Annotated in this window: 10 protein-coding genes and 1 pseudogene; 6 read left to right on the forward strand and 5 right to left on the reverse strand. The window is 57.9% G+C overall.

Features of this window, described 5'->3' with window-relative positions; translation table 11 throughout:
- Positions 1–17: 17 nt before the first annotated feature.
- Positions 18–1,136 (forward strand): S-(hydroxymethyl)glutathione dehydrogenase/class III alcohol dehydrogenase, encoded by a 1,119-nt coding sequence (locus ACZAHD_RS03710; RefSeq protein ID WP_462455580.1) that lies wholly within the window; start codon positions 18–20, stop codon positions 1,134–1,136.
- Positions 1,137–1,220: 84 nt separating this feature from the next.
- Here the strand turns inward: ACZAHD_RS03710 and ACZAHD_RS03715 are convergent, their stop codons facing one another.
- From ACZAHD_RS03715 to pcaH, 4 genes are all read right to left on the reverse strand, one after another.
- Positions 1,221–3,593, reverse strand: coding sequence for a membrane-bound PQQ-dependent dehydrogenase, glucose/quinate/shikimate family (locus ACZAHD_RS03715; protein WP_462455581.1), 2,373 nt, complete (start codon positions 3,591–3,593; stop codon positions 1,221–1,223).
- Positions 3,594–3,912: 319 nt separating this feature from the next.
- Complete coding sequence (locus ACZAHD_RS03720; protein ID WP_462455582.1) at positions 3,913–4,836, reverse strand: LysR substrate-binding domain-containing protein; 924 nt, start codon at positions 4,834–4,836, stop codon at positions 3,913–3,915.
- 169 nt (positions 4,837–5,005) lie between these two features.
- Positions 5,006–5,626 (reverse strand): protocatechuate 3,4-dioxygenase subunit alpha, encoded by a 621-nt coding sequence (gene pcaG, locus ACZAHD_RS03725; protein WP_462455583.1) that lies wholly within the window; start codon positions 5,624–5,626, stop codon positions 5,006–5,008.
- On the reverse strand, positions 5,623–6,363 hold the full coding sequence (gene pcaH, locus ACZAHD_RS03730) for a protocatechuate 3,4-dioxygenase subunit beta (protein WP_462455584.1): 741 nt from the start codon (positions 6,361–6,363) through the stop codon (positions 5,623–5,625). The genes pcaG and pcaH overlap by 4 nt, the downstream gene beginning before the upstream one ends.
- A gap of 242 nt (positions 6,364–6,605) precedes the next feature.
- On the opposite strand from pcaH, the gene hglS reads away from it, so the two are divergent.
- Positions 6,606–7,949, forward strand: a complete 1,344-nt coding sequence (hglS, locus tag ACZAHD_RS03735; RefSeq protein WP_462455585.1) for a 2-oxoadipate dioxygenase/decarboxylase HglS — start codon at positions 6,606–6,608, stop codon at positions 7,947–7,949.
- 56 nt (positions 7,950–8,005) lie between these two features.
- Entirely contained in the window at positions 8,006–9,514 is a 1,509-nt protein-coding gene (locus ACZAHD_RS03740; protein ID WP_462455586.1) for a carboxylesterase/lipase family protein, read from the forward strand.
- Here ACZAHD_RS03740 and ACZAHD_RS03745 read toward each other — a convergent pair.
- A complete protein-coding gene (locus ACZAHD_RS03745; RefSeq protein WP_462455587.1) occupies positions 9,501–10,349 on the reverse strand; it encodes a LysR family transcriptional regulator in 849 nt (282 codons plus the stop codon). The two genes, ACZAHD_RS03740 and ACZAHD_RS03745, sit on opposite strands and share 14 nt — an antisense overlap.
- A gap of 185 nt (positions 10,350–10,534) precedes the next feature.
- Between ACZAHD_RS03745 and ACZAHD_RS03750 the strand changes: the two are divergent.
- The 3 genes and pseudogenes from ACZAHD_RS03750 to ACZAHD_RS03760 form a co-directional block, all read left to right on the forward strand.
- A pseudogene (locus tag ACZAHD_RS03750) lies at positions 10,535–10,754 on the forward strand (hydrolase); the annotation flags it as partial.
- 284 nt (positions 10,755–11,038) lie between these two features.
- Positions 11,039–12,208 carry a methionine aminotransferase gene (locus ACZAHD_RS03755; protein WP_462455588.1) on the forward strand — a complete coding sequence of 390 codons (1,170 nt, stop codon included), beginning with the start codon at positions 11,039–11,041 and terminating at the stop codon, positions 12,206–12,208.
- A 17-nt stretch (positions 12,209–12,225) separates the two neighbouring features.
- Positions 12,226–12,999, forward strand: a complete 774-nt coding sequence (locus ACZAHD_RS03760; RefSeq protein ID WP_462455591.1) for a transporter substrate-binding domain-containing protein — start codon at positions 12,226–12,228, stop codon at positions 12,997–12,999.
- The last annotated feature ends 170 nt before the right edge of the window (positions 13,000–13,169 follow it).

The following is a 13,169-nucleotide window of genomic DNA, read 5'->3' on the forward strand; positions in this document are numbered from 1 at the left end:
CGAAGGAAGAGACGGTTATGAAATCACGTGCAGCTGTCGCGTTTGGCCCAGGCCAACCGCTGAAGATTGTTGAAATTGACGTTGCTCCGCCGAAAAAAGGCGAGGTACTGGTCAAAATTACCCATACCGGCGTCTGTCATACCGATGCGTTTACGCTGTCTGGTGACGATCCGGAAGGCGTATTCCCGGCCGTGCTGGGTCACGAGGGCGGCGGTATCGTGGTCGAAGTTGGTGAAGGCGTCACCAGCCTGCAGCCAGGCGATCACGTTATCCCGCTGTATACCGCAGAGTGCCGCGAGTGCAAATTCTGTAAATCCGGCAAAACGAACCTCTGCCAGGCGGTACGCGCCACTCAAGGGAAAGGTCTGATGCCGGACGGCACCACCCGTTTCTCCTACAACGGCGAGCCGATTTACCACTACATGGGCACCAGTACCTTCAGCGAATACACCGTGGTAGCCGAAATTTCACTGGCGAAGGTCAACCCGCAGGCGCCGCTGGATAAAGTCTGTCTGCTGGGCTGCGGCGTAACGACCGGTATCGGTGCCGTTCACAACACGGCGAAGGTCAAAGAGGGCGATACCGTGGCGGTCTTCGGCCTTGGCGGGATTGGCCTGGCGGTCATCCAGGGCGCGGTACAGGCGAAAGCCGGGCGTATTCTGGCGGTTGATACCAACCCGGAAAAATTCACCCTCGCCAAAGAGATGGGCGCGACCGATTTTATCAACCCGAATGATTATGATAAGCCGGTTCAGGATGTGATCGTTGAGCTCACCGATGGCGGCGTGGACTTTAGCTTCGAATGTATTGGCAACGTCAACGTGATGCGCGCGGCGCTCGAGTGCTGTCACAAAGGCTGGGGCGAGAGCGTGATTATCGGCGTTGCCGGTGCGGGCCAGGAGATCAAAACCCGTCCGTTCCAGCTGGTGACCGGGCGCGTATGGCGCGGTTCGGCGTTCGGCGGGGTGAAAGGGCGTACCCAGTTGCCGGGGATGGTTGAAGACGCGATGGTCGGTAAAATCGACCTCGATCCGTTTATTACCCATCGCCTGCCTTTGGACCAGATTAACGAGGCTTTTGATCTGATGCATGAAGGGAAATCGATTCGCACCGTTATTCATTTCGGCGAGAATTGATGGGTCGGCGTCCGCGGTCGTCAGACGGTAGTCGCCGGTTTGAAATGAAAACCCAACCCCCGGTGGAGGTTGGGTTTTTTGTTTTTATTTCTGGTCAGGTAACGCGTAGGCGATGATGTAATCACCGCGATCCGGCGACTGACGCGCGCCGCCGGCGTTGATGATAATGTATTGTTTGCCGGTTTTTGGCGAAACGTAGGTCATCGGGCCGGACTGACTGCCGACCGGCAGACGAGATTTCCAGATCTCCTTACCGTTGGCGGTATCAAACGCGCGCAGATAGAAGTCCTGAGTCCCGGCGAAGAACAGCAGACCGGACTGGGTTGACAGCGATGCGCCCAGAGTCGGCATCCCGATAGGGATCGGCATATGCATGCGAATACCCAGCGGGCCGGTATCTTCAACGGTGCCTACCGGTACCTGCCACACCAGTTTACCGCTCTTCAGATCCACGGCGGACATCGTACCGAACGGCGGTTTCTGGCACGGAATACCCAGCGGCGACAGGAAGCGCTCACGCATTGCGCCGAACGGCGTCCCTTCCATCGGCACAATCCCCATCTCAATACCGCTGGCATTTTTGGCGACTTTTTCACGCGGAACCATATAGTTCGCCAGACCAAGGCGCATATCGTTGACGAACATCAGGCTGTTGTTCGGATCCACCGAGACGCTGCCCCAGTTCATGCCGCCCAGCGAGCCCGGATACTGCAGCGAGCGGTCTTCGCCTGGCGGTGTGAAGATGCCCTGATGACGCATGGCTTTAAAGGCGATTCGGCAGATCAGCAGGTCCACTGGCGTCGCACCCCACATATCCGACTCTTTCAGCGTGTCATTGCCAATCATTGGCATGCCTACGGAGTAGGGCTGCGTCGGAGAGTAGCGTTCGCCTTTAATTGTCCCGGCTGGAACCGGACGCTCTTCGACTTTCGCCACCGGTTCCCCGGTCGCGCGGTTGAGCATAAAGATCATCCCCTGCTTGCTGGTCTGCACCAGCACCGGCGTGGTGCCGCCTTTCCCGTCGGGAAGGTCGTACAACAGTGGCTGTGACGGCAGGTCGAAGTCCCACAGATCGTGGTGGGTGGTCTGGTAGTGCCAGCGCACCTGGCCGGTCGTGGCGTCAACGGCGACGATTGAGGAGCTGTATTTGTCATCCAGCGCGGTTCGTTCACCGCCGAAGAAGTCCGGGGTGGCGTTGCCGGTTGGCAGATAGATCAGATTCAGTTTCGCGTCATAGGACATTGCCGACCAGACGTTTGGTGTGCCGCGGGTGTAGCTCTGGCCTTCCGGCGGCAGACCGGTCAGGTCCGGATTACCCGGATCCCACGCCCAGGCCAGTTTACCGGTGTGGACATCGTAGGCGCGGACCACGCCAGGAGGCTCGCCGGTGGAGAAGTTATCCGCCACGCGGCCGCCGACAACGACGACGTTACCGGCAACCAGCGGGGTAGAGGTTTGCTGATAGTAGCCCGGTTTGATTTCACCCATCCCGACGCCCAGATCGACGGTACCGCGATCGCCGAACGCCTCACAGGTTTTGCCTGTATCGGCGTCAAGCGCGATCAAACGGGCATCGGTGGTCGGCAGGAACAGACGCCGGGCGCAGGCGGCAGGATGAACGTCGCCCGCCGTGGTGGCCTGTACCTGGCGGTCTTCGTAATAGCCAAGGCCGCGGCAGCGCTGCCAGTTCGGCGCCGTGGCTTTTGAATCATAGCGCCACTTTTCCTTTCCGCTATCGACATCCAGCGCCAGCACTTTGCTGTACGGCGTGCAGACGTACAGCGTGTCGCCGATTTGCAGCGGGGTGTTCTGGTCTTCCGCGCCGGAACCGTTGCTTTGCGGGATATCGCCGGTATGGGCGACCCAGGCCACCTGCAACCGGTTGACGTTCTGCTTGTTAATCTGGTCGAGGGCGGCAAAGCGGTCGCCGTGGGTGGTGTTACCCCAGTGCTCCCAGTTCTTCTGCTGTTCATCCGGGGCAACCGGTTTGACCGGTACGTCTTCCGTGGCACTGACCAGCGGCTGTGATTTGAACATCCAGCCAAAGCTGGCGGCCAGCACCACGGCCAGCACCGCGGCCAGGCCAAACGCCGGGCCTTTCTTCGCCGATGGGGCCGAAAGATATGGCCAGACGAGAGCCGAGAGCAGCGCCAGCGCGCCGAACGCGAACAGGCGTGAAAAGAGCGGCCAGTAGGTCCAGCCCGCATCGCCGATCGCCCAGACGACAGAGGCGATGAACGCGATGGCATACAGCACAATACCGACGCGACGATTGCCGAAGATAAGCACGGCGGCGATAACCATCGCCAAACCCATGATTGCGAAATAGAGGGTACCGCCCAGCGTGGCGAGCTTGACCCCAAGAACACCGATAGCCAGGCCGATGATGAGCATCAGCCCGGCGAGAAGCCACTGCAGGATCCGGGGAAATCCTCGCGGCACGTTGCCAGTTGCCATTTTGTCTCCTTAAACCTTCCATTGCCAGACGCGAACCAAATGAATCAAAAAATACGGGTATGCTTTTGAGTGAAGGATGGCATACCTTCATGTCCGCGGTATTCACAAGTAGTATTGATTTCGAATGAACCATTTGGTGAAATCAGGGCAATGATAAATCTGTTAATGAAGTTTGCGCAATTGTTAATAAACAATATCGCATTAATTGATTAGCCCACTGATCTTCCCGTTGGTGACGGCGGCAAAAAGCCTGGTTGCGGGCGGGAGAGAAGGGCTTAGAAGTGCCGGACATGGCGTCAGGTGCCGTATCCGGCGTTCATTATGTCGGCATGGATTTGCGGATGGCGCTGAGTAAGGTTTGTGCGCCAGATGAGAAGGCGGCATCGACGCGCGTTAAAATACCGATCGGTTCCCCCGCGCCCTGGGTGGGCACCGGCAGGGCGGTCAGTAGCCCACGGCGTAAGTCGTCTTTGACTGCGCCGGAGGGGACGAACCAGATGTAGTCATAATCCACGGTCAGCTGACGCGAGAGCGACGCGGAGAGGGTTTCGATACAGCCGGCGGGGATTTTACACCCCTGGCTTTGCAACAGCGTTTCCGCATTCTGCCGCGGAACAGTGCCTTTGGGGGAGACAACGACCGGCCACTCCATTACCCGACTGAGGGTCACGGTTTCCTGCAATAGCGGATGGCCGGGGCGAACCACCAGCTTCAGGGATTCGAGGAACAGCAGCTCGTAGTTGAGGCCGCTCATCAGCTCCGGATCAGACATGCGCCCGATCCCAATATCGATTTCTCCCGATTTTAAGCCCGCCAGCAGCATGGTGTTGTTCATGGTTGCCACCTGCAGCGTGATATCTTTTTGCTGCTTGTGAAACTGGCCGATGACGGTGGGCAAAATACCTAATGCAGCGGTCGGGAGGGCGCCGATGCGCACCACATCGTTATTCAGCCCCTCTTTGCGGTTAAGCGCCTGGCCTGCGGTATTCAGCGCGTCGAGGACCTTAACCGCATGGGTGAGAAACTGTTCGCCGACCAGCGTCAGTTGGGCCCCCAGCCGCCCGCGCTCGAACAGTCGCGTACCGGTCAACTGCTCCAGCTCATTGAGCGTTTTTGATAAGGCAGGTTGGCTTAGATTGAGTGTTTCAGCCGCACGCCCCAGCGTTCCCTGTTGAGCGACGGCCACGAAGGTGTGTAGATGGCGCAAGCGAATGCGCTGACTAAAAAGACCATTTTTTTCCATAGTTGATGTTAAAAACAGAGCGCTGCGAGTGACAAGCGAAGTTATTGAAATTTGATAACCTGATAGCAAAATATTATTAACATTTCACTCTCTTGTATTACAAATTTTTTATTTTGATGAAAAAACAGACGCCCCGACTCGGTCGGGGCAAAATCAGGTGGAAAGTGACTCAGATATCAAAGAAGACGGTTTCGTTCTCACCCTGCAGATGAATATCAAAACGGTAGACGATTTCACTGCCGCGCACTTCGCGTTGGGCAATCAGCGTCTGACGACGCACCTCCCACTCGATCAGATTAAGCACCGGGTCGGCGCGGTTTGCCTCCTGCTCGTCGGAAAAGTACATCCGCGTATTGAGACCAATATTGATGCCTCGCGCCACCACCCATAAATTGACGTGTGGCGCCATCATTCGGCCATCGCGGCCGACCACGGAGCCCGGCTTAATGGTTTCAAAACGCCAGATGCCGGAGGTAAAGTCCGAGCAGCTGCGTCCCCAGCCGCGAAAGGCCGGATCGACCTTTTTGTGCAGCTGGCGATCGTCGGGATGGTGATAGCGCCCGGCGGCATTGGCCTGCCAGAGTTCCAGCAGCACGTCGCGCACCGGCGTCCCGGAACCATCGATCACCCGGCCTTCGATAGTAATGCGCTCACCTTCGGTATCTGGTGTGGTGAGCTGCGGGCCGAAATTCTTTTCAAAAATATGAAAGCCGGCAGCGTCGGGTGCGAGGCCGATATGCACATAGGGTCCGGCGGTCTGCGAAGCGGTTTCGGCTAAATACTCTTTCATCGGGCAGCCCCCTGAGTGCGGTTTTCAAACAGCGTGGCGCGATGGCCGCGCAGCACAAGATCAAAGCGATAGGCGAGACAATCCAGCGGCACGGCGGCACGGGTGTCGAGTTCGGCAATCAGTGTGCGAACCGCATCGTCGTTATTAATGGTTTTGACGATCGGACACTGTTTAATTAACGGGTCGCCCTCGAAATACATTTGCGTAATCAGGCGCTGCGCCCATGCATCCCCGGAGAGGGAAAAGTGAATATGCGCCGGGCGCCAGTCGCTAACCTGATTACGCCACGGATAGGGGCCAGGCTTAATGGTGCGAAAGCAGTAGTAGCCGTTTTCATCCGTCAGCACCCGACCGCAGCCGCCGAAATTGGGGTCGATGGGGGCCAGATACTGATCCTTTTTATGCCGATAACGGCCGCCAGCGTTGGCCTGCCACACTTCGACCAGCGTGTTTTTCATCGGGCGGCCGAAGCCGTCGCGCACGTAGCCGTGCACAATAATACGCTCGCCAATAGGCAGACCTTCTTTGGCGTAATTAAGGATCAGGTCGCTATCCAGCGGCCCGAGATCGTCGTGGCCGAAGATCGGGCCGGTAATTTCAGACAAGGAATTCTGTAGTGAGATCAGTGCATTGCGTGGTGAGCGCAGGACGCTGGTTTTATAGCCCGGCGTAAAGGCGGGCGGGTGACTGCTATAGTCGCGATGCACAACCTCGCGTGGTGACCATTTGTCATTCATAGGGTAGCGGCTCCGTTTTTATCGGTAGAGGGCTTGTTATTGTCATATCGCCAGAAACAGTGTGTGTAAATGTTTTGTTAATTTAAAGTGAAATTAACTGTCGTTTTGCATAACCCACGGTTATGCTCAGAACCGAACAGATGGCGGAGGCAGGTTATCCTCATCACAATTTGTAAATTCTTCCTGCTGTCGCCATGGGCCTTTTCTACACTCCAGGAAGTATTCACTGGAGGTAAGGCATCATGGCGAACACCATCACGGCTGATGAGATTCGGGAAAATTTTTCGCAGGCAATGTCGGCGATGTACCAGCAGGAAGTTCCACAATACGGGACGTTACTGGAGCTGGTGGCGGACGTAAATCTGGCGGTGCTGGAGCATAATCCTGAACTGCATGAGCAACTGGCGAATGCCGATGAGCTGTCGCGGCTTAACGTCGAGCGCCACGGCGCCATCCGCGTTGGCACGGCGGAAGAACTGGCGACGCTGCGGCGTATGTTTGCCATTATGGGGATGTTCCCTGTCAGCTATTACGACCTGTCACAGGCCGGTGTGCCGGTGCACTCCACCGCGTTTCGTCCGGTTGATGACGCAGCGCTGGCACGTAATCCGTTTCGTATTTTTACGTCGCTGCTGCGCCTGGAGTTGATTGCCAACGTTGAGCTGCGCCAGCATGCAGCGGCGATCCTCGCCCGGCGCGATATTTTTACCCCCCGCTGTCGTGAACTTATCGCTTTACACGAAGAGCAGGGCCACTTTTCGCCGGCGCAGGCCCGGGAATTTGTCCGTGAAGCGCTGGAGACGTTCCGCTGGCACAGCCACGCAACGGTGGATGCCGACACCTATCATGCGCTGCATAACGAGCACCGGCTGATTGCCGATGTGGTCTGCTTCCCCGGCTGCCATATCAACCATCTGACGCCGCGCACGCTGGATATCGACCGGGTTCAGGCGCTAATGCCGGGGTGCGGGATTGTGCCGAAGGCATTGATTGAAGGACCGCCGCGTCGTGAGGTGCCGATTCTGCTGCGCCAGACCAGTTTTAAGGCCCTTGAAGAACCGGTGATATTTGCCGGAGAGCATCAGGGAACCCACAGTGCGCGTTTTGGCGAGATAGAGCAACGCGGGATTGCGCTGACACCGAAAGGCCGGGCGTTGTATGATCGCTTGCTGAATGAGGCTGGCGTTGGCAAAGACAACCTCAACCATCAGCGTCATCTGCAGGAGGTGTTCAGCCAGTTCCCGGACAGCGAATTCCTGCTACGTCAGCAGGGACTGGCGTGGTTCCGCTATCGTCTGACCCCCGCCGGGGAAGCCCATCGCCATGCCTTTGGCCCCGGCGACGATCCGCAGCCGTTGATCGAACGTGGCTGGGTAGTGGCGCAACCGATTATTTATGAAGATTTTTTACCGGTGAGCGCGGCAGGGATTTTCCAGTCGAATCTCGGCAATGAAATTCAGGCCCGCAGCCACGGCAATGCCAGCCGCGAGGCTTTTGAAACGGCGCTGGGTTGCGTGGTGCTGGACGAGTTTGCCCTCTACCAACAGGCGGAGGAGCGCAGTAAACGTCGTTGCGGTCTGCTCTGAAACCGGTACTCTGCTGACATGAATCTTTGACGACAGTCAGTAAAAGGAAGCAGGTCATGCAGAACCCGTCAATGCCACTGGTCAACACCCGGCAGGGGACGTTATCCGGCATCACTGAACAGGGCATTCATCTCTGGCGCGGCATTCCCTTCGCCGCGCCGCCGATCGGCGAACTCCGCTGGCGCGCGCCGCAACCGCCCGCGCGCTGGCAGGGCGTCCGCCAGGCCGACACTTTCTCCGCCGCCAGCTGGCAAGATATTGAGTACTGCCGCGAGCTGGGCGGCGGCGATCCCGGTCGCTTCTCAGAGGATTGTCTCTACCTTAACGTCTGGGCACCTGCCGGGCGCACTCAGCCGCTGCCGGTCATGGTCTGGCTGCATGGCGGCGGGTTTACCATCGGCGCCGGCAGCCTGCCGCCTTACGATGGCAAAGCACTGGCGGCCCGCAACATGGTGGTGGTGACCGTCAACTATCGGCTGGGTCATCTTGGATTCTTTGCCCATCCGGCGCTGGAAGGGGAAGATGGCGAGCGGGTCTATAATTTCGCCCTCCTCGATCAAATCGCCGCGCTGCAATGGGTGCAGGATAACATTCATGCTTTTGGCGGCGACGCCACCAACGTCACTCTGTTTGGCGAATCGGCCGGGGCGCGCAGCGTGCTCTCGCTGATGGTATCGCCAAAATCCCGCGGACTGTTCCATAAGGCCATCATCCAGAGCGGTTATACGCTGCCGGATTTACCGCGCGAAAAAGCGCTGGAGAAAGGACGTTTGCTGGCGGAACATTTCTCGTTGCCGGAGGCCAGCGCCGCACAACTACGGGCGATTCCGGCGCAGGCGTTCTGGTCGCTGACCGCGCCGCTGAATACCGGACCGGCGCCGATCGTCGGCGATGCGGTGCTACCGCAGCCGATGCTGGAGGCCTTTTTTGCCGGTCTGCAGCATCCGATGCCGGTGATGGTTGGCTCTAACAGCGACGAGGCCAGCGTGATGGCGGTATTTGGCATCGATATTGCCGGGCAGATCCAAAAACTGCGCCGCGAGCGGCGCTTTGGCCTGGGGCTGATCAAACTGCTCTATCCCGGTGTGAAGGGGGATGAGAATCTGGGGCGCGAAGTGTGCCGCGATATGGCCTTCACCACGGTGGGCTATGTGGTGATGCAGGCCCAGCATCGGCTAGGACAGCCTTGCTGGCGCTACTGGTTTGACTATGTTCCCCGTGGCGCCGATGAAACCTCTCCGCACGGAGCGTGGCACGGCGATGAAGTGCCATATGCGTTTGACACGCTCTCACTGGCCGAGCCGGTGCGCACCTACGCCAGCGAGGAAGATTGCGCGTTTGCTGCTCAGGTTGCCGATTACTGGGCGAACTTCGCCCGCCTTGCCGGGCATCGTTGTAGCGAACTGCCCGGGACGGTACGCTGGCCCGCCAGCCTGCGCGGGCGCGATCGCCTGTTGCGCATCGGGCTCCATAAACGGGCCGGGTTTAAGCTGGAAAACCGCTTTATGCGCGCGCGGCTGGCGCTGTTTCGCCGGGTCATGCGCCACCTCGTTACGTTGGATTAACCAGCTCCTCCCGAAACCGCGCCAGACCGTCGGCTTTGCTTTGCGAGCTGCGGAGCACCAGCCGGTAGCTGGCGCCGGTTTTTACACTTAAAGTGAAAGGGCACACCAGGCGGCCAGCGCGGACATCTTCAGCCACCAGGGTGGCGTCAGCCATGGCGACGCCCAGCCCTTGCATGGCCGCGGTGATCGCCAGATCCATGGTGTCGAAATGCTGGTTTTTACGCATCAGTAGCGGGGCGTCCGGGGAGAATGCCGCCAGCCACAGCGACCAGTCGGTCTTGTCCCGGGTTGGGTGCAAAAAAGTGACGTCGTTTAACCTGTTGTCACCGCTCAGAGCAGCGTTGCAGACCGGTGTCAGCGCTTCTTCAAACAGCAGATCGCCGACGCTGTGGTGAGTCCCGAAGACGATAGCGGCGTCATAGGGTTCGGTCCTGAAATTGACGCTATGCTCGGTGGTGGTGGTCAGCGCGATTTGCAGTTCTGGATGGCGCTGCTCGATGGTGACCAGCCGGGGGACCAGGCAGCGAATGGCGCAGGTCGGCGCCTTCAGGCGTACTACAGTTTGCTGTTGACGGGCCTGCTCAGCCACCGCGAGCAGACGGCCGAAGGCGGACTGCAGCTCGGGATAGAGTGCGCTGCCCTGCGGCGAAAGATGCAGTCCGCGCGCATGGCGGGCAAAAAGCGGGAAACCAAACCACGTCTCCAGCGCCGCTATCTGGCGGCTGACGGCGCCCTGCGTCAGGCAGAGCTCGCGCGCGGCATGGGTTAAGTTAAGGTGCCTGGCGGTGACCAGAAAGGTTTCCACGGCATGAAAAGGCAGGGCGCTTCGCGACATCTCATCTCCAGCTATGCACTTTGATCATGAACAGTATGCCCGCTTTATTCAGGGAATGGGACCTGGCGTGCCACTTTTGCCTGCTTATCCTCAGCCCGCCAGTAAACGATGATGTGGCCTGGAGAGTAAATGTCTGCCGGCACAGAAAGGCTGGCGGGATAAGCCGATGGTTAAATGCGGCGTCAATGACGGCAAAACCCTTCATACGTCTCGCTAAGCGTGAGGCCGAGGTGCTGCCGGTGAAGCATCAGGCAGGACTGTCGTCGCTGGTTTGCATTATCGACCCGCAAAAATTCAAAAACAACGTGCTGGCGCCGGGGGATATGGCTCACTATTTCGGCCTGCCGACTATCCTGCCCACCCGCTTTTAGTTCCGGCCCCTTTAACCCGATTACCCGCGAGGTCGCCTGGGAGTGCATGTGACCGGCCAGCGTGCAGTTAATATTAGCGCCTGGTGTGCGTGAGATCTGCATCGCTGTTCGCCAGCCATCTTCCGGATTACCGCAATCTGATATCCGGCTTTAACACCTTAACCCGTCAGTATTTATCTCGTCCGCTCTGCCGGGGCTGGCCGTCTCTTTTTCTCAAGGTATGATCAAAATGCATGGCTACCATGACAACAATTCGGTTGTCGGCGGGTAGCGCATTGGATTGAATGGTTATGCAAATAAAATGAGAAAGGATTAACTATGAGTCTCAGTACCCCGGTGACCATATGCTCCAAACTGCCGGATGTCGGCACGACTATTTTTACCGTGATCGGTCAACTTTCCGCTCAGTATGATGCCATCAACCTTTCTCAGGGGGCGCCGAATTTTGCCTGCGATACCCGGCTGGTTGCCGGGGTCACGCGGGCGATGGAACAGGGGCATAACCAGTATGCGCCGATGACCGGCCTGCCAGCGCTGAAGGAGCGCATTGCCGGGAAGGTGGCAACCCTGTACGGCACGCGCTATGACGTAGACCGCGAAGTCTTGATTACTGCCAGTGCCAGCCAGGGGATCTACTCGGCTATCGGTGGGCTGGTACATCCGGGCGATGAGGTTATCTACTTCGAACCCTCTTTCGACAGCTATGCGCCGATTGTCCGTTTGCAAGGCGCGACGCCGGTGGCCATTAAGCTGACGGTGCCTGACTTTAGCGTCAACTGGGATGAGGTCCGCGCCGCCATCACCCCGCGCACGCGGATGATCATTGTCAATACGCCGCATAATCCCAGCGGGCAGGTATTTTCCCGCGCTGATTTAGACCAGTTGGCGGCGCTGACGCGCAATACTGATATCGTGATTTTGTCGGATGAAGTGTATGAACACGTGGTTTTTGACGGTGAACACCACCACGGGATGGCGACCCATCCCCAGCTGGCTGAGCGTAGCGTCATCATCTCATCGTTTGGCAAAACCTACCATGTGACCGGCTGGCGCGTGGGCTACTGCGTCGCGCCAGCGGCGCTGATGGACGAGATCTGCAAGGTTCACCAGTTCCTGATGTTCTCCGCCGACACACCGATGCAATATGCTTTTGCAGAGCATATGAGCGAGCCCCAGTCATGGCTTGCGCTGGCTCCGTTCTACCAGCAGAAGCGGGATTTACTCCGCCAGTTGCTGGCGGATTCACCGTTCCACCTGTTACCAAGCGCTGGCTCTTTCTTTATGCTGGCGGACTACAGCCATTTCAGCGACGAAAGCGACAGCGAGATGGTGAAGCGGCTGATAACCGACTACGGCGTGGCGACTATACCGCTGTCGGCATTTTATACGGATGGTACTGATAACAAACTGATTCGCCTCTCTTTTGCTAAAGATGAAGCTACGTTGCGGGCCGGTGCGCAGGCACTGTGTCACGTTAAGCCGCGTTAAGGAGCCCCATGATGAAGATGAAAATAACAGCCCTTACCCTCGCTTTGGGGATGATGTATACCTTCTCTGCGTTTGCCGCCGGCGAACTGCGCTACGGCCTGGAAGCGGAGTATCCGCCGTTTGAAAGCCGCAACACAGCAGGGGAGCTGGAAGGTTTTGATATCGACCTCGGAAACGCCATTTGCAAGGCGGCCCAGCTGAAATGCAGCTGGGTGGAGACCTCGTTTGATGCGTTGATCCCGGGGCTGGTGGCGAAGAAGTTCGATGCCATTAACTCGGCGATGAATATCACTGAACAGCGGCACAAAAGTATTGATTTTACTCAGCCGATTTATCGTATCCCGTCGCAACTGGTCGGTAAAGCCGGGAGCAGTATGGAGGCCACCCCGGAAGGGCTGAAAGGCAAAACCGTCGGCGTGTTGCAAGGTTCAATTCAGGAAACCTTTGCCAAAGAGCACTGGGAGAAACAGGGCGTGACGGTGGTGTCCTACAAAGATCAAAATATGGCATGGGCGGATCTGCTGAACGGCCGTATCGATGCTTCGCTGGTGATGTCTGCCGCCGGGCAGGCCGGTTTCCTCAGCAAGCCGCAGGGCAAAGGCTTTGGCTTTATCGGCAACCCGGTGGCTGACGATACTATCCTCGGCAGCGGGATCGGCTATGGCCTGCGCAAAGGCGACGAGGCGAGTAAAAAGCAGCTAGATGCGGCAATCGACAAGGTTCGCGCTGACGGCACCATCACCCGTCTGGCGGCCAAATACTTCCCGGGTATCGACGTCAGCGTTAAATAACCCGCCTTCCTCCGCTGCGCAAATCTGCGGAGGAATTCCGTCTGCGCCACTGGAGAGAATTTTTTCACGCTTTTTCTGTTCCCAACAATTGGATTATCAACCGTTTTTGTCTAGAGTGGGCGGAATTCACGGCGCATCAGTTTGTCGCGTTACGTACCAATTGGCATAAC

The sequence above is a fragment of the Raoultella sp. genome, from assembly GCF_039594335.1.
Taxonomy (GTDB): domain Bacteria; phylum Pseudomonadota; class Gammaproteobacteria; order Enterobacterales; family Enterobacteriaceae; genus Klebsiella.

What these genes read in the sequence shown, in the direction of transcription:
- pcaH (WP_462455584.1), bottom strand. Translation starts at nt 6,363, where the DNA reads ATGAATGACAAATGGTCACCACGCGAGGTTGTGCATCGCGACTATAGC.
- ACZAHD_RS03745 (WP_462455587.1), bottom strand. Translation starts at nt 10,349, where the DNA reads ATGTCGCGAAGCGCCCTGCCTTTTCATGCCGTGGAAACCTTTCTGGTC.
- ACZAHD_RS03740 (WP_462455586.1), top strand. Translation starts at nt 8,006, where the DNA reads ATGCAGAACCCGTCAATGCCACTGGTCAACACCCGGCAGGGGACGTTA.
- ACZAHD_RS03755 (WP_462455588.1), top strand. Translation starts at nt 11,039, where the DNA reads ATGAGTCTCAGTACCCCGGTGACCATATGCTCCAAACTGCCGGATGTC.
- hglS (WP_462455585.1), top strand. Translation starts at nt 6,606, where the DNA reads ATGGCGAACACCATCACGGCTGATGAGATTCGGGAAAATTTTTCGCAG.
- ACZAHD_RS03760 (WP_462455591.1), top strand. Translation starts at nt 12,226, where the DNA reads ATGAAAATAACAGCCCTTACCCTCGCTTTGGGGATGATGTATACCTTC.
- ACZAHD_RS03710 (WP_462455580.1), top strand. Translation starts at nt 18, where the DNA reads ATGAAATCACGTGCAGCTGTCGCGTTTGGCCCAGGCCAACCGCTGAAG.
- ACZAHD_RS03715 (WP_462455581.1), bottom strand. Translation starts at nt 3,593, where the DNA reads ATGGCAACTGGCAACGTGCCGCGAGGATTTCCCCGGATCCTGCAGTGG.
- ACZAHD_RS03720 (WP_462455582.1), bottom strand. Translation starts at nt 4,836, where the DNA reads ATGGAAAAAAATGGTCTTTTTAGTCAGCGCATTCGCTTGCGCCATCTA.
- pcaG (WP_462455583.1), bottom strand. Translation starts at nt 5,626, where the DNA reads ATGAAAGAGTATTTAGCCGAAACCGCTTCGCAGACCGCCGGACCCTAT.